At 70.3% G+C, this 23,223-nt stretch carries 23 protein-coding genes and 1 riboswitch; of the genes, 17 read left to right on the top strand and 6 right to left on the bottom strand.

The features are described 5' to 3' along the window. Positions 1-4 precede the first annotated feature (4 nt). On the top strand, positions 5-757 hold the full coding sequence (locus ACFV4P_RS06260) for an amino acid ABC transporter ATP-binding protein (RefSeq protein ID WP_380468172.1): 753 nt from the start codon (positions 5-7) through the stop codon (positions 755-757). Positions 758-982: 225 nt separating this feature from the next. Continuing rightward, positions 983-1,582 carry a CGNR zinc finger domain-containing protein gene (locus tag ACFV4P_RS06255; RefSeq protein WP_380467872.1) on the top strand — a complete coding sequence of 200 codons (600 nt, stop codon included), beginning with the start codon at positions 983-985 and terminating at the stop codon, positions 1,580-1,582. Positions 1,583-1,589: 7 nt separating this feature from the next. Here ACFV4P_RS06255 and sodX read toward each other — a convergent pair whose 3' ends face one another. Continuing rightward, the gene (sodX, locus tag ACFV4P_RS06250; RefSeq protein ID WP_380467870.1) at positions 1,590-1,997 is read right to left on the bottom strand and encodes a nickel-type superoxide dismutase maturation protease; all 408 of its coding nucleotides are present in this window, start codon (positions 1,995-1,997) and stop codon (positions 1,590-1,592) included. Positions 1,998-2,101: 104 nt separating this feature from the next. Between sodX and sodN the strand changes: the two genes are divergently transcribed. The 4 genes from sodN (at position 2,102) to ACFV4P_RS06230 (ending at position 4,842) form a co-directional block, all read left to right on the top strand. Then, a complete protein-coding gene (gene sodN, locus ACFV4P_RS06245; protein WP_030457790.1) occupies positions 2,102-2,497 on the top strand; it encodes a superoxide dismutase, Ni in 396 nt (131 codons plus the stop codon). A gap of 262 nt (positions 2,498-2,759) precedes the next feature. Next, the gene (locus tag ACFV4P_RS06240; RefSeq protein WP_380467868.1) at positions 2,760-3,239 is read left to right on the top strand and encodes a GNAT family N-acetyltransferase; all 480 of its coding nucleotides are present in this window, start codon (positions 2,760-2,762) and stop codon (positions 3,237-3,239) included. 172 nt (positions 3,240-3,411) lie between these two features. Continuing rightward, positions 3,412-3,825, top strand: coding sequence for an anti-sigma regulatory factor (locus tag ACFV4P_RS06235; protein ID WP_380467866.1), 414 nt, complete (start codon positions 3,412-3,414; stop codon positions 3,823-3,825). A gap of 36 nt (positions 3,826-3,861) precedes the next feature. After that, positions 3,862-4,842, top strand: coding sequence for an RNA polymerase sigma factor SigF (locus ACFV4P_RS06230; protein WP_380467864.1), 981 nt, complete (start codon positions 3,862-3,864; stop codon positions 4,840-4,842). A gap of 82 nt (positions 4,843-4,924) precedes the next feature. Here ACFV4P_RS06230 and ACFV4P_RS06225 read toward each other — a convergent pair whose 3' ends face one another. Then, positions 4,925-5,344: a hypothetical protein gene (locus ACFV4P_RS06225; protein ID WP_380467862.1), complete on the bottom strand. Its 420-nt coding sequence runs from the start codon at positions 5,342-5,344 to the stop codon at positions 4,925-4,927. 51 nt (positions 5,345-5,395) lie between these two features. Here ACFV4P_RS06225 and ACFV4P_RS06220 point away from each other — a divergent pair, with 51 nt between their 5' ends. Continuing rightward, the gene (locus tag ACFV4P_RS06220) at positions 5,396-6,367 is read left to right on the top strand and encodes a diacylglycerol/lipid kinase family protein (protein WP_380467860.1); all 972 of its coding nucleotides are present in this window, start codon (positions 5,396-5,398) and stop codon (positions 6,365-6,367) included. A 342-nt stretch (positions 6,368-6,709) separates the two neighbouring features. Then, the gene (locus ACFV4P_RS06215; RefSeq protein WP_014138019.1) at positions 6,710-6,961 is read left to right on the top strand and encodes a WhiB family transcriptional regulator; all 252 of its coding nucleotides are present in this window, start codon (positions 6,710-6,712) and stop codon (positions 6,959-6,961) included. 314 nt (positions 6,962-7,275) lie between these two features. On the opposite strand, the gene ACFV4P_RS06210 is transcribed toward ACFV4P_RS06215, so the two are convergent. From ACFV4P_RS06210 to ACFV4P_RS06200, 3 genes are all read right to left on the bottom strand, one after another. Beyond that, on the bottom strand, positions 7,276-8,796 hold the full coding sequence (locus ACFV4P_RS06210; RefSeq protein WP_380467858.1) for a sensor histidine kinase: 1,521 nt from the start codon (positions 8,794-8,796) through the stop codon (positions 7,276-7,278). Between the two features lie 429 nt (positions 8,797-9,225). Continuing rightward, positions 9,226-10,284: an SIS domain-containing protein gene (locus ACFV4P_RS06205; RefSeq protein ID WP_380467856.1), complete on the bottom strand. Its 1,059-nt coding sequence runs from the start codon at positions 10,282-10,284 to the stop codon at positions 9,226-9,228. Between the two features lie 166 nt (positions 10,285-10,450). Next, entirely contained in the window at positions 10,451-11,755 is a 1,305-nt protein-coding gene (locus ACFV4P_RS06200; RefSeq protein ID WP_380467854.1) for an extracellular solute-binding protein, read from the bottom strand. A 564-nt stretch (positions 11,756-12,319) separates the two neighbouring features. On the opposite strand from ACFV4P_RS06200, the gene ACFV4P_RS06195 reads away from it, so the two are divergent. From ACFV4P_RS06195 to ACFV4P_RS06160, 8 genes are all read left to right on the top strand, one after another. Further along, entirely contained in the window at positions 12,320-13,621 is a 1,302-nt protein-coding gene (locus ACFV4P_RS06195; protein WP_380467852.1) for an extracellular solute-binding protein, read from the top strand. A 149-nt stretch (positions 13,622-13,770) separates the two neighbouring features. Then, on the top strand, positions 13,771-14,760 hold the full coding sequence (locus ACFV4P_RS06190; protein WP_380467850.1) for a carbohydrate ABC transporter permease: 990 nt from the start codon (positions 13,771-13,773) through the stop codon (positions 14,758-14,760). Further along, positions 14,757-15,683, top strand: coding sequence for a carbohydrate ABC transporter permease (locus tag ACFV4P_RS06185; RefSeq protein WP_380467848.1), 927 nt, complete (start codon positions 14,757-14,759; stop codon positions 15,681-15,683). The genes ACFV4P_RS06190 and ACFV4P_RS06185 overlap by 4 nt, the downstream gene beginning before the upstream one ends. A 64-nt stretch (positions 15,684-15,747) precedes the next feature. Further along, a complete protein-coding gene (locus ACFV4P_RS06180) occupies positions 15,748-17,322 on the top strand; it encodes a glycoside hydrolase family 3 protein (protein ID WP_380467846.1) in 1,575 nt (524 codons plus the stop codon). Positions 17,323-17,491: 169 nt separating this feature from the next. After that, positions 17,492-18,274: a GntR family transcriptional regulator gene (locus ACFV4P_RS06175; RefSeq protein ID WP_073814367.1), complete on the top strand. Its 783-nt coding sequence runs from the start codon at positions 17,492-17,494 to the stop codon at positions 18,272-18,274. Between the two features lie 206 nt (positions 18,275-18,480). After that, on the top strand, positions 18,481-18,783 hold the full coding sequence (locus tag ACFV4P_RS06170) for a DUF3311 domain-containing protein (RefSeq protein WP_380467844.1): 303 nt from the start codon (positions 18,481-18,483) through the stop codon (positions 18,781-18,783). Positions 18,784-18,803: 20 nt separating this feature from the next. Continuing rightward, positions 18,804-20,399 (top strand): monocarboxylate uptake permease MctP, encoded by a 1,596-nt coding sequence (gene mctP / locus ACFV4P_RS06165; protein WP_380468170.1) that lies wholly within the window; start codon positions 18,804-18,806, stop codon positions 20,397-20,399. Positions 20,400-20,566: 167 nt separating this feature from the next. Continuing rightward, positions 20,567-21,313: a histidine phosphatase family protein gene (locus ACFV4P_RS06160; RefSeq protein WP_380467842.1), complete on the top strand. Its 747-nt coding sequence runs from the start codon at positions 20,567-20,569 to the stop codon at positions 21,311-21,313. A 7-nt stretch (positions 21,314-21,320) separates the two neighbouring features. On the opposite strand, the gene ACFV4P_RS06155 is transcribed toward ACFV4P_RS06160, so the two are convergent. After that, positions 21,321-22,295 carry a helix-turn-helix domain-containing protein gene (locus ACFV4P_RS06155; RefSeq protein ID WP_380467840.1) on the bottom strand — a complete coding sequence of 325 codons (975 nt, stop codon included), beginning with the start codon at positions 22,293-22,295 and terminating at the stop codon, positions 21,321-21,323. A 117-nt stretch (positions 22,296-22,412) separates the two neighbouring features. On the opposite strand from ACFV4P_RS06155, the gene ACFV4P_RS06150 reads away from it, so the two are divergent. Further along, a complete protein-coding gene (locus ACFV4P_RS06150; protein ID WP_380467838.1) occupies positions 22,413-22,925 on the top strand; it encodes a GNAT family N-acetyltransferase in 513 nt (170 codons plus the stop codon). An 86-nt stretch (positions 22,926-23,011) separates the two neighbouring features. Beyond that, positions 23,012-23,144: riboswitch (cobalamin riboswitch) on the top strand. The last annotated feature ends 79 nt before the right edge of the window (positions 23,145-23,223 follow it).

Raw genomic sequence — 23,223 nt, 5'->3', positions numbered from 1 at the left:
CCCGATGGTCAAGGCCGAGGGCGTGCACAAGTCGTACGGCCAGGTCGAGGTGCTCAAGGGCATCGACCTGGAGGTCAAGCAGAGCGAGGTGTTCTGCCTGGTCGGCCCGTCCGGCTCCGGCAAGTCCACCTTCCTGCGGTGCATCAACCACCTGGAGAAGATCAACGCCGGCCGGCTGTACGTCGACGGCGAGCTGGTCGGCTACCAGCAGCGCGGCGACCGGCTGTACGAGCTGAAGGACCGCGAGGTCGCGCTGAAGCGCCGGGACATCGGCATGGTGTTCCAGCGGTTCAACCTGTTCCCGCACATGACGGCACTGGAGAACGTCATCGAGGCGCCGGTGCAGGTCAAGAAGGAGAACCGGGCCGCCGCCAAGGAACGGGCGATGGCCCTGCTGGAGCGGGTCGGGCTGTCCGACAAGGCCGGCAACTACCCCACCCAGCTCTCCGGCGGCCAGCAGCAGCGGGTGGCGATCGCCCGGGCGCTGGCCATGCAGCCCAAGCTGATGCTGTTCGACGAGCCCACCTCGGCGCTCGACCCCGAACTGGTCGGCGAGGTGCTGGACGTCATGCGCGGCCTGGCCGAGGAGGGCATGACGATGATCGTGGTCACCCACGAGATGGGCTTCGCCCGCGAGGTCGGCGACGCCCTGGTGTTCATGGACGGCGGCGTGGTCGTCGAGTCCGGCCACCCGCGCGAGGTACTCACCAACCCGCAGCACGAGCGCACCAGGGCCTTCCTCTCCAAGGTGCTCTGACAACGCACAACCAGGGGCGCGGGGAACTGCGCGAGGGGGGAACGCGCCACGTCCGCAAGATCGCGACGCAGGACAATGACCTGCACGTGATCGCGACCTTGCGGTGGGGTGCCTCCCGCTTCGCGCAGTTCCCCGCGCCCCCGGTTTCGCGCCCGCAGGGCTCTCGTGCCCGCTGTAATACCCTGGAGTCCTTCAGCCCGTTACACCCCGCCCGGAAGGACCCCCGTGGATCTCGCCTCGTACGCCGACTTCGCCGTTCGGCTGGTCAACAGCGAGGAGCCGGCCCGCGGCACCGACGACCTCACCTCGGTGGACGCCGTCCGGGCCCTGTTCGGCACCACCTCGGCCCGGGCGTCCGCGCTCGCCGACGAGTCGGACCTGCCCCGGCTGCGCGGCGTCCGCACCCGGCTGCGCGGCGTCTTCGAGGCCGCCGCCGAGAGCGAGGCCGTCCGCGCCGTCAATCTGCTGAACAGCCTGATGGTGGAGTACCCCGTCAGCCCGCTGGTCTCCGGCCACGACGACCTGGACGACACCGGCCGGCCCAACTGGCACCTGCACCTGGCCGACAACGCGCCCACCGCCGCCGCCAACTACGCCGCGGTCGCCTGCATGGGGCTGGCCATCCACCTCACCGAGCTCGGCGTCGACCGGCTCGGCATCTGCCAGGCCTCGCCCTGCCGCAACGCCTACCTGGACACCTCCACCAACCGCTCCCGCCGCTACTGCTCGGACCGCTGCGCCACCCGCGCCAACGTGGCCGCCTACCGGGCCCGCAAGCGCCAGGAGGCGCTGCGCGCGCCGGCCGCCGCGACCACGCAGGACTGAGCGGCCGTCAGAGCTCCGTCTCCACCGGCGCGCTGACGCCCAGCCGCTCGACCAGCCACGCCGGGCGACCGCGCAGGGCGCGCTCCAGCCGGCGTCCGGGGGCCAGCCAGGCCGGCCGGGGCGCCAGCCGCAGCAGCACCCGGCCGAGCACCAACTCGTCCGGCACCGCGCCGTATTCGCGGCTGTCGGTGCGCACCAGCGGGTTGTCGGAGAGCATCCACCAGCCGCCCGGACGGCGGCCCACCGCCCGCTTCACCACCAGCAGGTCCTGTTGCAGCGGGTGCCGGAACAGCGCGATCGCGCCCGGCCGCAGTGGCGCGCCGTAGCGCACCAGCACCCGGTCGCCGTCGGCCAGCAGCCGGCGCATCGACGGTCCGGCGATGTCGGCCACGCCGAGCGGTGTCCCATATCGCACGATTCCCACTCCTTCTTTTGCCCTAGGCCCCCGGGGCGACGGCGAATTCGGCCCGCCGTGAGGGTAATGTCGGGCCCGGGAAGACGATCTAAGGAAGGACCCCCATGTTCTCTCGTCTGTTTGCTCCGCGGGTCACCGCCCACGCGCACTGCGACCTGCCCTGCGGCGTGTACGACCCGGCTCAGGCCCGCATCGAGGCCGAGTCCGTGAAGGCCACTCAGGAGAAGTACCAGGCCAACGAGGACGCCGAGTTCCGCGCTCGCGCGATCGTCATCAAGGAGGAGCGCGCCGAGCTGGTCAAGCACCACCTCTCGGTGCTGCACACCGACTACTTCAAGGCCCCGCACTTCGAGGCCTACCCGGGCCTGCACGACCTGTTCAACCGTGCGGGCAAGGCCGCTTCGGCCGCCAAGGCGTCCACCGACCCGGCGACCGGCCAGGCCCTGCTGGACCTGATCGCCGAGATCGACGCCATCTTCTGGGAGACCAAGAAGGCCTGACGCCACGTCAGTTCAGCGTGCCGGAGCCCGGCCGCCACCGCCCCGCCCCGGGCGCCGGCGGCCGGGCTCCGCGTTTCCCCGCCGCACCGAACGCCCGCACCGAACGCCCGCACCGAACGCCCGCACTGGCCGCCCGCACCGGCCGCACGCACCGGCCGCGCCCGCCGGGCCGGGGTTTTCCGGGGTTCGTCCCGGGCATACAGCAATTTCCCGGGCGACGGACCTTTCCGGAAGGAGGGGGGAGATGAGTACGCTCGATCGTATGATCCGCAATGCGACTCCCGCCGACGTCCCCGTCATCCACGCCATGATCCGCGAGCTCGCCGACTACGAGAAGGCCCTGCACGAGGCCCGGGCCACCGAGGAGCAGCTGCACGACGCGCTGTTCGGCGAGCACCCGGCGCTGTTCGGCCTGATCGCCGAGGACGAGTCGGGCGTGCCGGCCGGCTTCGCGCTGTGGTTCCGCAACTTCTCGACCTGGCGCGGCACTCATGGCATCTACCTGGAAGACCTGTACGTCTCCCCCGACAAGCGCGGCGGCGGCCACGGCAAGGCGCTGCTCACCGAACTGGCCCGGATCTGCGTGGAGCGCGGCTACCACCGGATGGAGTGGTCGGTGCTGGACTGGAACGAGCCGTCGATCGGCTTCTACAAGTCCCTGGGCGCGGTCCCGATGGACGAGTGGACGGTCTTCCGGCTCACCGACGACGCGCTCGCCGAGCTGGGCTCCACGCCCCGCTGAACGCAGTCCCGTTCGAACTCTGATCCCTCGTTCCCGTGACGGTGGACGGAGATCACGACAGACCGACCCCGAGCGCGGTAACGTCTCGGGGCACAAGGCAGTTGAACCAATGCCAGTGGTGGCGCCGGGGCCTCCGGGTCCCCGAGCACCGAGCTTCATCCAGGAGGTGAGGGTGTCCCAGATCGACGGCGAGCCCGGAGTGAAGGACTTCGTTGAGGTCCGCCTGCCCGCGGCGGGCGCCTACCTCTCGGTGCTGCGGACGGCTACGGCCGGCCTCGCGGCCCGCTTGGACTTCACCCTGGACGAGATCGAGGATCTCCGCATCGCAGTGGACGAGGCCTGCGCGATCCTGCTCCAACAGGCCGTTCCGGGCTCGATCCTGAGCTGCGAGTTCCGCCTGGTCGGCGACGCGCTGCGGGTCACCGTGTCCGCGCCGACCACCGACGGACGCGCCCCGGAGCGGGACACCTTCGCGTGGACGGTCCTCTCCGCGCTGGCCGGGGAGGTGGACTCCGCGGTGGCCGCGGACAACACCGTCTCCATCAGCCTGAACAAGAAGCGCGGCGGGTCCTCGGCCCAGCCTTAACCAGTGTCGTTTCTCGGAACGGAACGGGTGATCGCCGTGAGTGATCTGGACCGCACAGTTGCCGTCGTACCGCCGCAGGCGAGCGTTGCCCGCACCGCCACCCCTGACGAAGCCCTCCCGAAGGACCCCAGCCGGATGAGCCAGCCGACCGACCCGAAGCCCGAGCGGCCCGCGGCCGAGCCCGAGGAGGGGAACGCCGCCCCGGCGTCCGCCGCCGAGGCCGTCCGCTCGACCGTGCCGGCGCAGGGGCACCGCAGCGGCGCGCCGGACCGCGAGGCGGCCCGGGCCCTGTTCGTGCGGCTGTCCGAACTGGCGGAGGGCTCGCCGGAGCGGGTGGAGATCCGCAACCAGCTGGTCCGGATGCACATCCCGCTGGTCGAGCACCTGGCCCGCCGCTTCCGCAACCGCGGCGAGCCGCTGGACGACCTGACCCAGGTCGCCACCATCGGCCTGATCAAGTCGGTGGACCGCTTCGACCACGAGCGGGGCGTGGAGTTCTCCACCTACGCGACGCCCACCATCGTCGGCGAGATCAAGCGCCACTTCCGCGACAAGGGCTGGGCGGTGCGGGTGCCGCGCCGCCTGCAGGAACTGCGGCTGTCGCTGACCACGGCGACCAGCGAGCTCTCCCAGCGGCACGGCCGCTCCCCGACGGTGCACGAGCTGGCCGAGCACCTGGGGATCTCCGAGGAGGACGTGCTGGAGGGCCTGGAGTCCGCCAACGCGTACTCCACGCTGTCGCTGGACGTCCCGGACAGCGACGACGAGTCGCCGGCCGTGGCGGACACCCTGGGCGCCACCGACGAGGCGCTGGAGGGCGTCGAGTACCGCGAGTCGCTGAAGCCGCTGCTGGCCCAACTCCCGCCCCGGGAGCAGAAGATCCTGGTGCTGCGGTTCTTCCGGAACATGACGCAGTCTCAGATCGCGGCCGAGGTCGGAATCTCCCAGATGCACGTCTCCCGGCTGCTGGCCCGCACCCTGGCGCAGCTGCGCGAGAAGCTGCTCGTCGAGGAGTAGCCGACCCGTGCGAACGCCGCAGGGCCCGTCCCCGAACCCGGGGGCGGGCCCTGCGTGTCGTCGTGCGCCTACCGGTGGGCGTCTACTGGTCGCCGTACAGCACCGCGGTGACCCGCGGGTTGAGCAGCGAGACGATGCCGATCAGGCCGACGACGCCGATCGCGGCGCCGACGGCGACCATGCCGCCGCCGGACTGCCACATGTAGTACGCGACCGGCAGGCAGATGGAGTTGGTGAGCACGGCGGGGCTGCGGCCCCACTTCTGGCCGCGCAGCAGGGCGCGGCCGGCCATCAGCGGCAGCAGGCCCATCAGCAGCAGCACGATGCCGCCCATCTCGGTGCGGCCGAAGTCGGCGCCCGAGCCGGCGAAGCCGGAGATCAGGTCGTAGATCCCCCAGCCCGCCATCGCCGCGCCTTCGAGCGCGGTGATGCCCGCGCCCACGAGCAGCGGGACGGGCCGGTCGGGTGCGGTGGCGGTGGCGGGAGCGGTTTCAGCGGTCACCGGGCCAGGGTAACGGTCGTCTTGTGTCGGACGGGTCGTAGGCTGATCGCCATGCGCGCTCTCCTGGTCGTGAACCCGAAGGCGACCACCACCAGTGGCCGGACCCGGGACGTCCTGATCCATGCCCTGCGCAGCGACCTGAAGCTGGACGTCGCGGAGACCCAGTACCGGGGCCACGCGGGCGATCTGGCCCGTCAGGCGGCCGAGGACGGCACGGTGGACCTGGTGGTGGCGCTGGGCGGCGACGGCACCGTGAACGAGACCGTGAACGGCCTGCTGGCGCACGGGCCGGGCGAGCGGGTGCCGCGGCTGGCGGTGGTGCCGGGTGGTTCGACCAATGTGTTCGCGCGTGCGCTGGGGCTCCCGAACGACCCGGTGGAGGCGACCGGCGCACTCCTGGACGCGTTGGAGCACCACAGGGAGCGCGCGATCGGTCTGGGCAAGGCGCTGACCGCCGGCGAGCCGGACCGCTGGTTCACCTTCACGGCCGGACTGGGGTTCGACGCGGGTGTCGTCGGCCGGGTGGAGCGTCAGCGCCGGGCGGGGCGCAAATCCACTCACGCGCTCTATGTCATGGAGGCGCTGCGGCACTACGTCACCGAGCGTGAACACCGCCGTTCGGGTCCGATCACGCTGGAGATCAACGGCCGCGAGCCGGTTCCGGGCATGGTGATGGCCATAGTCTCCAACACCTCTCCCTGGACTTTCCTGGGCTCCCGTCCGGTCTTTCCGTCCCCCTCGGCGTCCTTCGAGACCGATCTGGACATCTTCGGCATCACTCGAATGACGGCGTTCCGCACAGCCCGGACGGTCCGTCAGATCCTGCGCCCACAGGCCCCCGCAGAGGGTGGTGCGAACCCCGCCGGCCCGGCCGGGAAGCATCTCGTCTCCTATCACGACGTCAGGCACTTCACCTTGGTTTCACAGGAACCTGTGCCGTTTCAGGTCGACGGGGACCACCTTGGAGACAGGAGTCGCGTCAGTTTCACAGGCGTACGGCGGGCACTGCGTGTGATTGTGTGACCAGAAGGGGGTCTTCACCTTGCACTCGAACGTGCGAGCCCCTTCACTCCATAGAAGTACTGCCTGTGAGGTAGGCGACACCGAAGAATCAAAAATTTCTTGCCGAAGGGGGTTGTATCCGGCTTCGAGGTTTGCGAACCTCTACATGGCGATCGGGACACACCGCAGACGACATCGCGGCAGAGTCCCTCGAATCGCCGAACCCCTCTCAGCAAAGACCTCCCGGGCCCGGTGGGCCTTTGGTCCCTTTTGCTGTTGCGGGATTCGTGAAAGCGTTCACATTCACAAGCCGTACGAGTGAGTCGCGGGCCACCGCCTGTCGACCGGAGGAGTTGGACGACCATGGACTGGCGCCACCGCGCTGTCTGCCGCGAAGAGGACCCGGAGCTGTTCTTCCCGATCGGGAACACCGGTCCTGCTCTGCTGCAGATCGAGGAAGCCAAGGCCGTGTGCCGCCGTTGCCCCGTGATGGAGCAGTGCCTGCAGTGGGCGCTCGAGACCGGCCAGGACGCCGGCGTCTGGGGCGGCATGAGCGAGGACGAGCGTCGTGCGATGAAGCGCCGCGCCGCCCGCAACCGCGCCCGCACCGCCTGACACACCGTCAGAAGCCTTACAGATCAACCCATGATCAAGGGTTCGGCCGCATTCGGTCGGCCGAGCCTTCCCGAACGGGCCCCGCTCCAGCGGCGGGGCCGACGACGCGAGCCGCCCAGGCACTTGATACTGTTCACTTAGAGCAATATTGTGGACCTGTGGCGCTCACCGTGTGCAACACACACGAGGCGGGCGTCGCGCCGCACCAGAGCCCCCGTTCCGGCCGACTCCCCCCGACGGCCGGACCGGGTTGAGAGGCCCTGCCGACCCACCCCCCCGGTCGGCAGGGCCTCGTTTCTCTTCCCGACCTGCCGTCAGCGGACGGGGATCTCCAGCACCACCTTGGTGCCACCGCCGGGCGCGGCCACCATGTCGAAGCTGCCGCCGAGTTCACCGGTGGCCAGGGTGCGGACGATCTGCAGGCCCAGGTTGCCGGCCTGCTGCGGGTCGAAGCCTTCCGGCATGCCCCGGCCGTCGTCCTGCACGGTGATCAGCAGGTACTCCTCCGGCCGCGCCCCGCTGTTCCAGCTGTCCGACCAGCCCTTGCCGCCGACCGGCGCACGCCCGCGCAGCGCGCTCACCTCCAGGTTGCCGGAGGCGGACGGGCCGAACGCGTGCTCCAGCGCGTTCTGGGTCAGCTCGGTGAGGATCATCGCCAGCGGGGTGGCCACCTCGGCGGACAGGATGCCGAACGAGCCGCTGCGGCGGGCCGACACCCGGCCGTCCTGGGACAGCTCCATCACCATCGCCAGCACCCGGTCGGCGATCTCGTCGAACGTCACCTGCTCGTCCAGCGCCTGCGACAGCGTCTCGTGCACGATGGCGATCGAGCCGACCCGGCGCACCGCCTCGTCCAGCGCGGCCCGGCCGGCGTCGGAGTCCATCCGGCGGGACTGCAGCCGCAGCAGTGCCGCGACCGTCTGGAGGTTGTTCTTCACCCGGTGGTGGATCTCCCGGATGGTGGCGTCCTTGGTCATCAACTCGCGGTCACGACGCCGGAGTTCGGTGACGTCGCGGCAGAGCACCAGCGAACCGGTGGGCGTCCCCTTGGGCTTCAGCGGGATGGTCCGCAGGGTCACCACGCCGCCCTGCGCCTCCACCTCGGTCTGCCGGGGCGCCCAGCCGCTGGCCATCTTCACCATCGACTCGTGCACCTTGCCACGGTTCGGCGGCACCAACTCGGCGGTGGCCTGGCCGAGATGACTGCCCACCAGGTCGGTGGTCAGTCCGAGCCGGTGGTACGCCGACAGCGCGTTCGGGCTGGCGTACGTCACCACGCCCTCCGCGTCCAGCCGGATCAGGCCGTCGCCGACCCGCGGCGCGGCGTCCATGTCGGTCTGCTCGGCGCCCGGGAACGGGAAGGTGCCGGCGGCGATCATCTGCGCCAGGTCGGAGGCGCTCTGCAGGTAGGTCAGCTCCAGCCGGCTCGGGGTGCGCACCGTCAGCAGGTTGGTGTTCCGGGCGATCACGCCCAGCACCTTGCCCTCCCGTCGCACCGGGATGGACTCCACCCGCACCGGCACCTCCTCCCGCCACTCCGGGTCGCCCTCCCGGACGATCCGCCCCTCGTCGTACGCGGCGTCCAGCAGCGGCCGCCGCCCCCGGGGCACCAGGTGGCCGACCATGTCGTCCTGGTACGAGGTCGGGCCGGTGTTGGGCCGCATCTGGGCCACCGAGACGTAGCGGATGCCGTCCCAGGTGGGGATCCACAGCACCAGGTCGGCGAAGGACAGGTCGGAGAGCAACTGCCACTCCGAGACCAGCAGATGCAGCCACTCCACATCGGCACCGGTGAGGGTGGTGTGGCGGCGGACGAGTTCGTTCAGCGAGGGCACACCGTGAGCGTATCTCCGACCGTCACGGCCCACGTTGTCCAGACCAATCGGGGGGAGCCCCTGGACAACGCGGATTGGTCTAGTCCACAATGAAAGTGCACCAAGGAGAGGCCCCCCGCGCAACTGCCCTGACCGCGCGAGGCCGCTCCGCGGTCGGAGGCGTCGTTCGAGAGTCCCGCACAACTCTCGGCCGACACCCGCCTCCGACATACAGCTCCGGGCTGCGGTGCCGCACAGGTTGAGGGTCCTGTGTCGGCGCCGTGGCCCGTAGTGTTTTCCGAAAGGCTGCAAGGACGCGAACCCACGCGCCCGCGCGCGCCTCCCCGGGCTTCGCACTCCCCCGGTCTTCGCACTCCACAGCCCACCCCCTCCCAAAAAAAGGCCGCCCCCACCGACTTCTCGTGGGAGCGGCCTTTCGTGCAGCAGGCGTCAGTGCGTCTCGGTGACCTTCGCGAGAGCGCGCGGCGCGTCCGGGTCCTGGCCGCGGGCGATGGTGACCTCGTAGGCGAGGAGCTGGAGCGGGAGGATCTCCAGGATCGGCTGGACCTCCTCGGGCACGCCGCCGGGCAGGGCGAAGCCGGCGCTCGCGGCGTCGACCTGGTCCTGCCGGCCGACCACGACGAGGTCCGCGCCCCGGCCGCGCAGGCGGTCGAGGACCGGCTGCAGGGCTTCGCCGCCGCGGCCGTCGGGGACGATCGCGATGACCGGGGAGACGTTGTCGACCATGGCCAGCGGGCCGTGCAGCAGGTCGGCGCCGGAGAACGGGGAGGCCGGGATGTAGGTGGTCTCCATGAGCTTCAGCGCTGCCTCGCGGGCGGTCGGGTAGCCGTAGCCGCGCGAGGTGATGACCAGGCGCTGGGCGAAGCGGTAGCGCTCGGCGAGCGCCTTGACCTCGGCCTGGCGGGCCAGGATGCCGGCGGCCAGCTCCGGCAGGACCTTCGCCGCGGAGCCGTCGTTGCCGCGCAGGCCCTCGACGAAGAGGTACAGCGCGAGCAGCTCGGCGGTGTAGGTCTTGGTGGCGGGCAGGGCCTTCTCCGGCCCGGCCAGCACGTCGATGTGGAACTCGGAGACCTCGGCGAGCGGCGAGCCGGCGTTGTTGGTGACCGCCAGGGTGATCGCGCCGGCCTCGCGGGCCGCCTTGGTGGAGGCGACCAGGTCGGGCGAGCCACCGGACTGGCTGACGGTGATGACCAGGCAGTCGGTGAGGTCCGGCTTGGCGCCGTAGGCGGTGGTGGTGGACATCGAGGTGAGGCCGGCGGGCTTGCCGAGCAGGACCTCGATCAGGTACTTGGCGTACAGCGCGGCGTTGTCGGAGGTGCCGCGGGCGGTGAGCAGGACGAACCGCGGGTTGCGGGCGGCGATCTGCGTGGCGATCTCACGGATCGCCGGCGCGCCCTCGTCGAGGATGCGCTGCAGGACGGCCGGCTGCTCGGCCATCTCCGCCGACATGATCCTGCCGGGTACGGAAACAGTCTGCGGGTCGGACATCGGGGTGTGCCTCCGTGGAGAGATGGATCTACCCCGTGGGGCGGGACGCCCGACGGGGACCTCTTGAACGGCGGCGAGACCGCACCCTCGCTGCAGTGGAACTGTGCTGTGCCGATCCTACGTGGACCGGGGGCCGTGCGTCGGCACCCGGTCCACGGAAATCGGATCAGGACGGATTGTTGATCAGCTGGTCGATCTGTGCGTCGGCTTCCTTGGTGGCGTCGTCGACGCTCTTGCCCTTGAAGATCGCGTCGAGCATGTTCACCAGGACGTTCTGCTTCTCGACCGCGCCCCAGCCGGGGGCGGCCGGGGTGAACCAGGCGTCCTGGACGGCGTTGGCGGCCGCGGCGGTGGCGGGCTTGTTCTTCAGCGGCGCCAGCTGGGTGAGGTTGTTGGGCAGGGTGTCCTTGTCGGCGAGCACCTGCTGGGACTTGGTGCTGGTGAACATCCGGACCCAGTCGACGGCGGCCGCGGCGTTCTGCGACTTCGCGGTGACGGCGAGGTCGGAGCCGCCGATGAAGGAGGGCAGCGGCTTGCCGTTCGGGCCGGGCATGGTGACGATCTTCAGCGAGTCCTTGAGCGCCGGGGTGCCGGTGATCGGCGCGATGGCGTCGCTCAGCTCCCAGCCGTTGGCGTAGATCAGCGCGGCCTTCTCGTGGCCGAGCACGCCGGCCTGCTTGGCCTCGTTGACCTTCAGATCGCCCTTGTTGTACGTCTTCACCAGGTTGACGAAGTGCTGGAGGCCGGCCTGCGACTTGGTGTCGTGCAGGGTGCCGTGCCAGATGCCGGCGGAGTCGAACTTGGCGATCGAGCCGCCGTACGCGGTGACGTAGGACATCGCGGCGTACCAGTAGGGGCCGGGCAGGTAGAGCGCGGAGAAGCCGGGGGTGCTCTTGTAGCGCAGGGCGACCTTGTCGAGGGCGGCGGTCAGCTCCTCCTCGGTCTGCGGCAGGCTCGCGGAACCGGTGGCGTCCTGGAACATCTTCGCGTTGTAGACGCCGACCCGAGCGCCCGCGTAGTAGGGAACGCAGTAGAGCTTCTGGTTGTACGTGCAGGTGTCGGCGAGACCCTTGATCCAGTTGTCGGAGTTGTCGAAATCGGTCCGGTCGAGTCCTGCCAGCGCCCCGTTGACCATGTACTTCGTGGTCTCGGTGTTGCCGAGCTCGACCACGTCGGGCACCTGGTTGGCGGCGATCGCGGCGTCCAGCTCGGCGATCTTGTCCTTCCAGGTGTGGTAGCTGAGCTTCAGCTGGACGTTCGGGTACTTGGCGCCGAACTCGTCGTTGACCTGCTGCACCAGCTCCGGCCAGCTCTTCTGCGCGTCGTCCATCAGCCAGACCGTGACGGTGCCGGTGACGCTCTTCGGGTCGACCGCGCCGGCGGGGGCGGCCGACTTCCCGCCGGACGAGCAGCCGACGGCGGTGGCCAGCAGGACGGCAGTGCCGAGCGTGGCCAGTACCTGACGCTTCACGCGAATCCTCCGAATGTGGTGCGGGGAGGTCTGCGCGAGTGGTACAGACCAGCGCTTCGGATACTGGCTTAGACCAATTGCACCGTCAACGCACGTGATGATTACAAGTCCCGCTTGTTGTCGATCCGTTGCCGGTTCTGCCCCGCTCACGTCAATACCGGGCCGGGTATGCCGCTTAAGGCTCACTTAAGGTGCACTTCAGGCCACGTTGAGCAACCGGAGGCGAAGGTTCCGGGATGGCCGATTCGTCCCGCCATATCCGGATCCGCCCCCGACTTGGTCCAGTCCAACACGGCCGAGTCAAGCGTTGATAACGGCTTGTGCATGCACTCTTCGATCCCTTGACGCTCGTCATTGGTCCATGCCAATCTCCAGGCGTTGGTCTAAACCAATGGTCTACTCCACCTCACGGATCGGCCCGCCTGCCCCGGCAGTTCGCGTCCGTGTCATCCGGTGACGTTCCCCCAAACGGCACGACGCAGCTTCAGGGCCCATGGCCCGGCGGCCCGGTGCCTCACCTTGCTCATCCCTCTGGAGGATGGTTTGAACCGCAAGATCGCAGCCGTGGCCGCTATTGCCACCGTGCTGGTCGCCTCGGCTTGCTCCTCGTCTTCGTCCAGCTCCGGCGGTGGCGACAGCAAGGGCTTCGCGCTGAGCAAGGACGGCAAGGGCAAGAAGATCACCGTCTGGCTGATGGAGGACGCCCAGAAGGGCTGGCCGGACGTCGTCGAGGCGGCGAAGAAGGAGTTCACCGCCCAGACCGGCGCCGAGGTCGACATCCAGTGGCAGACCTGGACCAACTACACCACCAAGCTCGACACCGCCCTGGCCGCTGCCGGTGGCCCGGACGCACTGGAGCTCGGTAACACCCAGGTCGCCAAGTACATCGAGGCCGGCTCCTTCGCCGACCTGACCGGGGTCAAGAGCCAGTTCGACAACTCGGACAAGTGGCTGGACTCGCTGGCCGCCTCCGGCCAGTCGCCCGACGGCTCCAAGACCTACGCCGTGCCGTACTACGCCGGCGCCCGCGTCCTGATCTACCGCAAGGACCTGTTCGAGGCCGCCGGTGTCGCCCAGGCCCCGACCACCCTGGCCGAGCTGAAGGACGCCCTGACCAAGGTCAAGGCCGCCAACGCCAACGTCCCGAACTTCTCCGCGCTCTACATGCCGGGCCAGAACTGGTACTCGGCGGTCTCCTTCGGCGCCGGCCAGTTCGGTGTCAAGGGTGTCATCGCCAAGAAGGACGGCGAGAAGTGGACCGGCAACCTGACGGACCCGAAGTTCATCGAGGGCGTCAAGACCTGGAACGACCTGCAGAAGGAGTACTCGGTCGGTGGCACCACCACTGACGAGGCCACCCAGGACGCGCTGATGGCCAAGGGCAACATCGCCGCCATCATCGGCAACGGCTGGGAGGTCTCCTCCGTCGCCGACCCGAAGACCGGTGACCCGGCGCTGAAGGACAAGCTCGCCACCATCGCCCTCCCGGGCGCTGCGGCCGGCTCCCCGACCCCGGCCTTCCTCGGCGGCTCCGACCTGGCCGTTCCGGCCAAGGCCGCCAACGCCGGCCTGGGCGCGACCTTCCTGCAGATCTACACCAACACCGCGCAGCAGACCGCGCTCGCCAAGTTCGCGATCCCGAACGCCAAGAACCTGGTCGCCGCCTACAAGGCCGCCGACCCGACCAACAAGGCGGCCGGTGACGCGGCCGAGGGCGCGACCTGGTTCATCCCGAACTCGCCGCTGTGGTCCGGCGCCGACGAGACCGCGCTGAAGACCGCCTTCGGTGCGATCGCCTCCGGCGGAGACGCGGCCGCCGAGCTCAAGAAGGCCCAGGAGACCATCGTCAAGGACCTGAACGGCTGACCCAGCTGTTCCGCAGTCGGCCCGGGAGTCCGCTCCCGGGCGGACCACCGCACTGAGCGCCGATGAAGGGGGTGGGCAGTCCGCGATCGCGCGGACTGCCCACCCGTGCGCCAGGACCGATCAGAACCGCGGGCCCGGGAAGGACCCTGATGAGTGTGACTACGAACGAGACCGTGACCCGGTCCGGAAAGTCGGGGCCTGCCCCGGTGGGGAAGCCGCAGCGCCGCGGATTCTTCGCGGCCGGCCAGTACATCCCCTACGCCCTCCTGCTGCCCGCCATCGTCGTGCTGGTGGGCGTTCTGGCGTATCCGATCTTCAGACTGTTCGACCTGTCGTTCCAGAACGTCAACCGGTACGCGTACCTGGTCAACCCCTCTCTGGCGAAGTACATCGGGTTCGACGGCTACTCCAACATCCTCAGCGACCACCAGTTCTGGGAGGTCGTGCTCCGCTCCATCTACTTCACCGCCGAGCTGGTCGTCCTCTCGCTGGTGCTGAGCATGCTGATCGCGCTGCTCCTGAACCGGGTGTCCAACTGGGCCCGGGTCACCGTCATCACCGTGATGATGTTCGTCTGGGCGATCCCCGCGCTGGTCAACGGCCAGGTGTTCCGCTGGCTGTTCTCCTCCAACGGCGGCGTGGTCGACTACCTGGCCTTCCTGGTCACCGGTGACGAGACCTGGAAGCACTACGACTGGTTCGCCGACCCGACGGTCGGCCTGTACGTGGTCGGCGCCGCGGTCATCATCTGGGGCGCACTACCGTTCCTGGTCCTCGGCCTGTACGCCGCGCTGACCCAGGTCCCGGTCGAGCTGACCGAGGCCGCCCGCCTGGACGGCGCCTCCGGCTTCCAGGTCTTCCGGCACGTGACCATCCCGGTCATCCGGCCGTTCCTGATGATCTCCGCCGCGCTGAGCTTCATCTGGGACTTCCAGGTCTTCGCGCAGATCTACGCGCTGCGCAACGCCTCGCCCGAGCCCGGCTACTGGACCATCGGCACCTACCTGTACATGAACGGCATCGTCCGCTCGCGCTACAGCGAGAGCTCGGTGATCTCGATCGTCATGATCCTCATGATGCTGGCGGTCCTCGTGTACTACATCCGCCAGATGCTGAAGATCGGAGCCAACGAGCGATGACCGCGACGACCACGCACCCGTCCGGGACGCCACTGGCGCCCGAGGCCGCAAAGCCGAAGAAGCAGAAGAAGGCCAAGGTCCGCACCATCGGCCGCAACCCCGTCATGACGGGGGTCTGGAACACCGTCGCCATGGGCGTGGCCCTGGTGATGGCCTTCCCGATCTACTGGATGATCCTCACCACGTTCAAGACGAACAAGGACCTGATCTCCCAGGACCCGACCTTCTGGCCGTCGGCCTTCTCGTTCGACAGCTACAAGACCATCTTCGATGACAAGGAGTTCCTGCCCTCGCTGCAGAACACCCTGATCATCACGGTCGGCGCCATGCTGCTCGGCCTGGCCGTCGGCTTCCTCGCCGCCGTGGCGGTGGCCCGGTTCAAGTTCCGCGGCCGCAGCTTCTTCATCGTCACCATGCTGGTGGTCCAGATGGTGCCGCTGCTGGCGATCATCATTCCGCTGTTCGTGGTGATGAACAAGGCCGGCATGACCGGCTCGCTGTTCGGTGTGATCCTCGCGTACCTGGTCTTCACCGTGCCGTACGTGATCTGGACGCTGCGCTCCTTCATCGTGAACATTCCGGCGGAACTGGACGAGGCCGCCATGGTCGACGGCTGTACCCAGTGGGGCGCGTTCTTCCGCGTCATCCTGCCGCTCACCCTGCCCGGCCTGATCACCACCGGTGTCTACAGCTGGATCCAGGCGTGGAACGAGTTCATCGTCGCCAACACGCTGCTCGCCAGCAGCGGCGCCAAGACCTCGATGATGTGGCTGACCTTCTACTCGACCACCCCGACCCGGGGTGCGGACTACGGCTCGCAGATGGCCGGCGGCCTGCTGGTCTCGCTGCCCGTGATCATCCTGTTCGTGTTCTTCCAGAAGAAGGTGTCGGCGGGTCTCACCGCCGGTGCGGTCAAGGGCTGAGTCCCCTTCCACACCCCCCGATCGCACCTGAAGCACCTCCACCCCCAGGGAAGGAACCATGGCGATGCCCGGTACGGAAAGCGCCTCGCTCCTGCGCGACGCCGGAGCGGTCCTGCAGCCCGGCTTCGCCGGTCTGACCGCGCCCGAGTGGCTGCGCCGCAGACTGGGCGACGGCGAACTCGGCGGCGTCGCCCTGTTCGGCCGCAACATCCGCACCCCGCAGCAGGTCGCCGCGCTGACCGCCGAGATGTACGCGCTCAACGGCGACCTGCTGGTCGCCACCGACGAGGAGGGCGGCGACGTCACCCGCCTCGAAGTGACGAGCGGCTCGTCGTACCCGGGGAATCTGGCGCTCGGTGAGGTCGACGACACCGACCTCACCGAGCGGGTCGCCCGCTCGATCGGGTTCGACCTGGCCGCCGTCGGCGTGAACCTCGACTACGCGCCGGACGCGGACGTCAACTCCAACCCCGACAACCCGGTGATCGGCGTCCGCGCCTTCGGCGGCGACGGCGACCTGGCGGCCCGGCACACCGCCGCGTACGTCCGCGGCCTGCAGTCCGCGGGCGTCGCGGCCTGCGCCAAGCACTTCCCCGGCCACGGCGACACCGCCGGCGACTCGCACCTCGGGCTGCCCCGGATCGACCTGGCCGCCGACCAGTTCGGCCAGCACCTGCTGCCCTTCAAGGCCGCCATCGCGGCCGGCGTGAAGAGCATCATGACGGCGCACATCCTGTTCGACGCCTACGACGCCCAGCTGCCCGCCACCATGTCGCAGCGCATCCTCACCGGCCTGCTCCGCGAGGAGCTCGGCTTCGACGGGCTGATCGTCACCGACGGCATCGAGATGGGCGCCATCTCCGGCACCCACGGCGTCGCGGCCGGCTCGGTCCGGGCGATCGCGGCCGGCGCCGACACCATCTGCGTCGGCGGCGGCCTGCAGGACGAGGACGCCTTCGTGTACCTGCGCGACGCGCTGGTCTGGGCGGTCCGCGAGGGCCGGCTGTCCGCCGAGCGCCTGCACGAGGCCGCCGAGCGCAACCGGACGGTGGCCCGCTGGTCCGCCGACCTGCGGGCGTCGCTGGTCGGCCGGCAGGGCGAGGTCGGCGTCGGCCTGGTCGCCGCCCGCCGCGCGCTGCGGGTCACCGGCGGGCTGCGCCCGCTGGGCGGGATCCCGCACGTGGTCGAGTTCTCCCCCGGCGCGAACATCGCGGCCGGCGACGACACCCCGTGGGGCGTGGCCGGCCCGCTGGCCGAGCTGGTCCCCGGCACCACCTCCAGCCGGGTCTCCCCGCCGGCCACCGTCACCGAGGGCTCCGGTCTGCTGCACGTGGCCGTCGCCGCCGAGGACGCCGAGATCGACACCGCCCCGCTGCTCGGCGCCGCGGTGGGCCGTCCGCTGGTGCTGGTGGTGCGCGACGTGCACCGCCACTCCTGGATGCGCCGGGCCGCGCTCGCCCTGGTGGAGCACCGCCCGGACGCCGTCGTGGTGGAGATCGGCACCGGCCACGGGCTGGCCGAACTGTTCGCCCCGTCCGGCGTCACCACCCTTGCCACGTACGGCGGTTCGCGGGTCTGCGCGATCGCCGCGGCGGAGGCGTTGGCCGGACTCGCGGTGACTGCGGCCACCGCGGGCTGAGACACTCGGGTACGGGCCCGGACGGGCGCCACGCGCTCCGTTCCGGGCCCGTCGCATGCCGGTTTGACCCCAGCCGTCCCGCAGGCTTCCCCGCGCGTGCAAACATGTGCTGTTACATAGGACTTAGGGGTCCGTTAAGGACCACCTCCAACGAGGAGTGAGAGCTGCCATGAGTGGCGACAGGGATTCGGCGCTCGCCGAGGGCTCCACGGTGCCGACCCAGACCGGCCCTGCCACCACCACGGCCCGGGTGCCGAAGTACTACGGCCTGAAGCGGCACCTGCTGCAACTGACCGAGACCCAGCCGGCCGGCACCCCGGTGCCCCCGGAGCGGGCGCTCGCCGCCCAGTTCGACACCTCCCGCACCACCGTCCGGCAGGCCCTGCAGGAGCTGGTGGTCGAGGGCCGGCTGGAGCGCATCCAGGGCAAGGGCACCTTCGTCGCCAAGCCGAAGGTCGCGCAGGCCCTGCAACTGACCTCGTACACCGAGGACATGCGCGCCCAGGGCATGGAACCGACCTCCCGGCTGGTCGAGGTCGCGTACATCTCCGCCGACGAGCGGCTCGCCCCGCTGCTGGACATCAAACCCGGCGGGCGCGTCCTGCGGATCGAGCGCCTGCGGCTCGCGAACGGCGACCCGATGGCCATCGAGGTGGCGCACCTGTCGGCCAAGCGCTTCCCCGCGCTCCGCCGCAACCTCGCCAAGCACAACTCGCTCTACACCGCGCTGCGCGAGGTCTACGGCGTGACGGTCGCGGAGGCCGAGGAGACCATCGAGACCACCCTCGCCAACCCGCGCGAGGCCGGCCTGCTCGGCTCCGACCTCGGCCTGCCGATGCTCCAGCTCTCCCGGCACTCCTTCGACGCGGACGGCGCGCCGGTGGAGTGGGTGCGGTCGATCTACCGCGGGGACAGGTACAAGTTCACCACCAGGTTGCAGCGGCCCGAATAGCCGTCCTTCGCAGCTCCCGGACAAGCACAGCACCACCAGGCTGCAGCGGCCCGAGTAACGCGTAGTTGACAGGGTAGTGACACAAGTCACTCCCCTGCCCTACTCTCGCGGAGACCTTTCGATCACCGAAGGTGCTGCTCGGCGGACGCACAGCGATGTGCGGTGCGGCGCCAGTGAGGTGACTCCTCGTCATCCGGGAGCCGCTCGTGTCGTCTCAATCGCCATCCGCGGGCGCGCTGCCCGCGGTCTCTCCCGCCCGGGTGCTGGCGGGCCTGTGCCTGCTGGTGCCGATCGTGGTGGTGCTGTGGGTGCCCTCGTACGCCAAGGCCGAGCCGTCGCTCGGCGGTATGCCGTTCTTCTACTGGTACCAGCTGATGTGGGTGCCGGTGTCGGCGGTGTTCACCACCTCCGCGTACCTGCTGCTGCGCCGTGACGAGGCGGCCCGCCGGGCCGCCTCGGCCGGTTCGGCGCCGGTTCCGGCGCAGCCGGGCGGGGGTGAGCAGTCGTGAAGCACGTGGACTGGACCGCGATGACGGTCTTCCTGCTGTTCTTCGTCGTGGTCACCGTGATGGGCTTCATGGCCGCGCGCTGGCGCAAGGCGGACGATGCGCAGCACCTGCACGAGTGGGGTCTGGGCGGCCGGAACTTCGGCACCTGGGTCACCTGGTTCCTGCTGGGCGGCGACCTGTACACGGCGTACACGTTCATCGCGGTGCCGGCCGCGGTGTACGCGACGGGCGCGGCGGGTTTCTTCGCGGTGCCGTACACGATCGTCGCGTACCCGCTGGTGTTCCTGATCCTGCCCCGGCTGTGGTCGGTGTCGCGGGTGCACGGCTACGTGACTCCGGCGGACTTCGTGCGCGGCCGGTACGGTTCGCGCGGGCTGTCGGTGGCGGTGGCGCTGACCGGCATCCTGGCGACCATGCCGTACGTGGCGCTGCAGCTGGTGGGCATCCAGGCGGTGCTGTCGGTGCTGGGCCTGGGCGGCAGCGGCAACTGGTTCCTGCAGGACCTGCCGCTGTTCGTGGCGTTCGGCGTGCTGGCGGCGTACACGTACTCGTCGGGTCTGCGGGCGCCGGCGCTGATCGCGTTCGTCAAGGACACCCTGGTCTACGTGGTGATCCTGGTGGCGGTGATCTACATCCCGATGCGGCTGGGCGGCTACGGGCACATCTTCGACGCGGCGGCGCACAAGTTCGCCCCGCCGGCGGACGGCTCGAAGCCGACGGGGTCGCTGATCATCGCGACGGCCTCGCAGTGGCAGTACGCGACGCTGGCGTTCGGGTCGGCGTTGGCGCTGTTCATGTATCCGCACTCGGTGACGGGCGTGCTGGCGGCGAAGTCCCGGAACACGGTGCGCCGCAACATGGCGATCCTGCCGACGTACTCGCTGATGCTGGGCCTGCTGGCGCTGCTGGGCTTCATGGCGATCGCCGCCGGGGTGAGCCGGGGCGACAAGAAGTTCAACGCGCAGCTGGCGGTGCCGCAGCTGTTCGCGGACATGTTCCCGAGCTGGTTCACGGGCGTGGCGTTCGCGGCGATCGGGGTGGGTGCGCTGGTGCCGGCGGCGATCATGTCGATCGCGGCGGCGAACCTGTTCACCCGCAACGTGTACAAGGAGTTCCTGAAGCCGGAGGCGACGCCGGCCGACGAGACCCGGGTGGCGAAGATCGCCTCGCTGCTGGTGAAGGTCGGCGCGCTGGCGTTCGTGCTGGTGATGGACAAGCAGGCGGCGATCAACATGCAGCTGCTGGGCGGCGTGTGGATCCTGCAGACCGCGGTGGCGCTGGTGGCGGGCCTGTTCACCCGCTGGTTCCACCGCTGGGCGCTGCTGGCCGGCTGGGCGGTCGGCATGGCGTACGGCACCTGGAAGGCGTACGGGATCTCGTCGGCGGCGACCAAGCACTTCGGCGGGTCGGCCGCGGAGATCCCGGTGCTCGGGCAGGTCGGCTACATCGGCCTGACCGGGTTCGCGCTGAACCTGGTCGTCGCGGTGCTGCTGACGCTGGTGCTGCGGGCCCTGAAGGCCCCCGAGGGGACCGACGAGACCTCGAAGGCCGACTACTCCGCGGAGGCCGGTGACGAGGCCGTGAAGCAGGCCCCGCAGCCCACGCTGGCGCACTGACGCGTGCGGGGGCGCAACCACCCCCCGCATGCGCCCTTGGGTCGCGCCGTTGCCTCGATCGACACTGGGGTGACGGCGCGATCATCTGTTATGACAGCGCTTTTCGGGAGAGACCGGGGAGAGACGAGAACCACCGACGCAGCACCGACAACGGGGAGCCACCGCCAATGACCGACCTCACCACGGTACGCAACGGGCACCGCACCCAGGCCGACGGCGGGCGGCGGCTGCCGTCGGTGCTGATCGCCACCCGGCACGGCGAGTCGACCGCCAACGTGGAGTTCCGGCACGCGGACGCCACGGGCGCGCTGACCGTCCCGATCACCTGCCGGGACGCCGACATCCCGCTGTCGCTGCGCGGCCAGGCCCAGGCCACCGACCTGGGCCGCTGGTGGGCCGCCCTGCCACCGGCCGACCGGCCCCGCTCGGTGTGGTGCTCCCCGTACGTGCGCACCGCGGAGACCGCGAGAATCGCCCTGGCCCAGGCGTCGGGGCTGGGCGCCGTCCCGGTGGGCCTGCCGATCCGCTGGGACGAGCGGCTGCGCGACCGTGAGCTGGGCGTGCTGGAGATGCTCACCAAGGCCGCCATCGAGCGCGACCACCCGGCCGAGGCGGAGCGCCGCCGGCGGATGGGCGAGCTGTACTACCGGCCGCCCGGCGGCGAGTCCTGGCTGGACGTGGCGCTGCGGGTGCGCGGTGTGCTGCGCGACCTGGGCGAGGAGGAGGCGGGCCGGCCGGTGCTGCTGGTCGCGCACGACTGCACGGTGCTGATGCTGCGTCACGTGCTGGACCGGCTGGGCGAGGAGGAGCTGCTGGCGCTGCCGCCGGTGGCCAACTGCTCGACCAGCGTGTGGCGGGCGCGCGAGGGCCGGTTGCGGCCTGCCGGCTGGAACGAGACCGAGCACCTGTCCTGAGCGTCCGTCAGACCGCGCGGAGCGCGGCCGTCCGGCCGGGGCCGCCGAAGGCCCGCCGGTAGGCCTGCGGGGTGGTGCCGAGTCGGCGGCCGAAGTGGTGCCGCAGGGTGGCGGCGTTGCCGAAGCCGCAGCGGGCGGCGACCGCGTCGACGCTCTCGCCGGTGGACTCCAGCAGGCGCTGCGCGAACAGCACCCGCTGGCCGGTGAGCCAGCGGTGCGGGGTGGTGCCGGTCTCCTGCTGGAAGCGCCGGGCGAAGGTCCGCGGGGACATGTGGGCGTGCCGGGCGAGGTCGTCCACGCTGGTCTCCCGGTCGAGGTGGCGGCGCATCCACTCCAGGGTCCCGGCCAGCGAGTCGCCGGCGCCCTCGGGCAGCGGGCGGTTGATGAACTGGGCCTGCCCGCCGTCGCGGTGCGGGGCGACCACCATCCGGCGGGCGATCTCCCGGGCCACCTCCGCGCCCTGCACCTTGCGCACCAGGTGCAGGCAGGCGTCGATGCCGGCGGCGGTGCCGGCCGAGGTGATCACCGGGTGGTCGTCCACGTACAGCACGTCGGGTTCGACGGTGGTCAGCGGGAAGCGCTCGGCCAGCACGTCGACGTACTTCCAGTGCGTGGTGCTGCGGCGGCCGTCGAGCAGGCCCGCGGCGCCGAGCAGGAAGCTGCCGGAGCAGATCGACAGCAGCTGGGCGCCGCGGTCGTGCGCGGCCCGCAGCGCCTCGACGAGCGCCTCGGGGTAGTGCGGGCGGATGCCGGTGGCGGTGGCGATCACCAGGTCGGCCTCGGCGATCCGCTCCGGGCCGTACGGCACGTGGACGTCGTAGCCGGCGTGGGTGCGCATCGGGCCGGGCCGGTCGCCGACCAGGCCGAACTCGTACGCCGGCAGGCCGCTGTCGCTGCGGTCCAGACCGAAGATCTCACTGGCCACGCCCAGCTCGAAGGGGTGGATCTGCTCCAGCACGATCACCGCGACGTTGCTCAGCATCCGCCCAGCATGGCACTGGCAGGATTTCGCGGCAAAGGCGCATTCCTGCCATCTCGGCGGGCCGTTCGACCCGGACCTGGCCGATCCGCGCCGGGAGCGGTCCGGCACACTGTCCGGATGCACTCCCCGACCGACCGCGTCACGCTCGTCCGCCGCGCCCTCGACCACGACCTCGCCGGAGCCGCGGAGGTCACCGTCGAAGCCTTCGTCGGCGACGGCCACACCCGCCCCGGGTCCGACTACGTCGAGCTCCTGCGGGACGCCGCCCGGCGCAACCGGGAGGCCGAGGTGCTGGTCGCCGTCGACCGCGCCGGCGGCTCGGTGCTCGGCAGTGTGACGTTCGCCGCGGGCGGCAACCCGTGGGCGGACATCGCGCGTCCGGACGAGGGTGAGATCCGGATGCTGGCGGTCGGCACGGCGGCCCGCGGGCGCGGCGTCGGCCGGGCGCTGGTGTCCGCGGCGATCGACCGCAGCCGGGAACTCGGACTGGCCGGGATGGCGTTCTCCACCCGGCCGACGATGACCGCCGCGCATCGGATCTACGATGCTCTGGGCTTCGTCCGGACCCCGGAACGGGACTGGGCGCCGGCCCCCGGGGTGGACCTGATGGTCTACACGATGCGGTTCTGAGGCCTCTCCGGCGTGGTTCCCGTTGTCTACGCGCGGCACCACGCCGCGACACGCGGCTACTACATCTGGTGCCGCCAGCTCCAGCCGCCACAACATGTATGCTCGACTCGCTGTCGAAGCAGGGGAACCCGGTGCAAATCCGGGACTGCCCCGCAACGGTGAGCGGGCTGTAGCGACGCCCGCGCAGTCCGAGGACCTGCCGACGGTGTGCGACACGGCATCCCCGCAGACGCCATGCAGCACAGCTTTGCCGTCCGGCCTCGCGGGCGGGCCGGGGGTGGGTCTTTCGCGCGCCGAT

It is taken from the genome of Kitasatospora sp. NPDC059795 (assembly GCF_042732175.1).
Taxonomy (GTDB): domain Bacteria; phylum Actinomycetota; class Actinomycetes; order Streptomycetales; family Streptomycetaceae; genus Kitasatospora.
Note: the sequence above shows the minus strand (reverse complement) of the source record. Positions and strands in the feature narration are given on the sequence as shown.

What these genes read in the sequence shown, in the direction of transcription:
- ACFV4P_RS06150 (WP_380467838.1), top strand. Translation starts at nt 22,413, where the DNA reads ATGCACTCCCCGACCGACCGCGTCACGCTCGTCCGCCGCGCCCTCGAC.
- ACFV4P_RS06205 (WP_380467856.1), bottom strand. Translation starts at nt 10,284, where the DNA reads ATGTCCGACCCGCAGACTGTTTCCGTACCCGGCAGGATCATGTCGGCG.
- mctP (WP_380468170.1), top strand. Translation starts at nt 18,804, where the DNA reads ATGACGGTCTTCCTGCTGTTCTTCGTCGTGGTCACCGTGATGGGCTTC.
- ACFV4P_RS06185 (WP_380467848.1), top strand. Translation starts at nt 14,757, where the DNA reads ATGACCGCGACGACCACGCACCCGTCCGGGACGCCACTGGCGCCCGAG.
- ACFV4P_RS06220 (WP_380467860.1), top strand. Translation starts at nt 5,396, where the DNA reads ATGCGCGCTCTCCTGGTCGTGAACCCGAAGGCGACCACCACCAGTGGC.
- ACFV4P_RS06190 (WP_380467850.1), top strand. Translation starts at nt 13,771, where the DNA reads ATGAGTGTGACTACGAACGAGACCGTGACCCGGTCCGGAAAGTCGGGG.
- ACFV4P_RS06175 (WP_073814367.1), top strand. Translation starts at nt 17,492, where the DNA reads ATGAGTGGCGACAGGGATTCGGCGCTCGCCGAGGGCTCCACGGTGCCG.
- ACFV4P_RS06215 (WP_014138019.1), top strand. Translation starts at nt 6,710, where the DNA reads ATGGACTGGCGCCACCGCGCTGTCTGCCGCGAAGAGGACCCGGAGCTG.
- sodN (WP_030457790.1), top strand. Translation starts at nt 2,102, where the DNA reads ATGTTCTCTCGTCTGTTTGCTCCGCGGGTCACCGCCCACGCGCACTGC.
- ACFV4P_RS06240 (WP_380467868.1), top strand. Translation starts at nt 2,760, where the DNA reads ATGATCCGCAATGCGACTCCCGCCGACGTCCCCGTCATCCACGCCATG.
- ACFV4P_RS06260 (WP_380468172.1), top strand. Translation starts at nt 5, where the DNA reads ATGGTCAAGGCCGAGGGCGTGCACAAGTCGTACGGCCAGGTCGAGGTG.
- ACFV4P_RS06180 (WP_380467846.1), top strand. Translation starts at nt 15,748, where the DNA reads ATGCCCGGTACGGAAAGCGCCTCGCTCCTGCGCGACGCCGGAGCGGTC.
- ACFV4P_RS06160 (WP_380467842.1), top strand. Translation starts at nt 20,567, where the DNA reads ATGACCGACCTCACCACGGTACGCAACGGGCACCGCACCCAGGCCGAC.
- ACFV4P_RS06155 (WP_380467840.1), bottom strand. Translation starts at nt 22,295, where the DNA reads ATGCTGAGCAACGTCGCGGTGATCGTGCTGGAGCAGATCCACCCCTTC.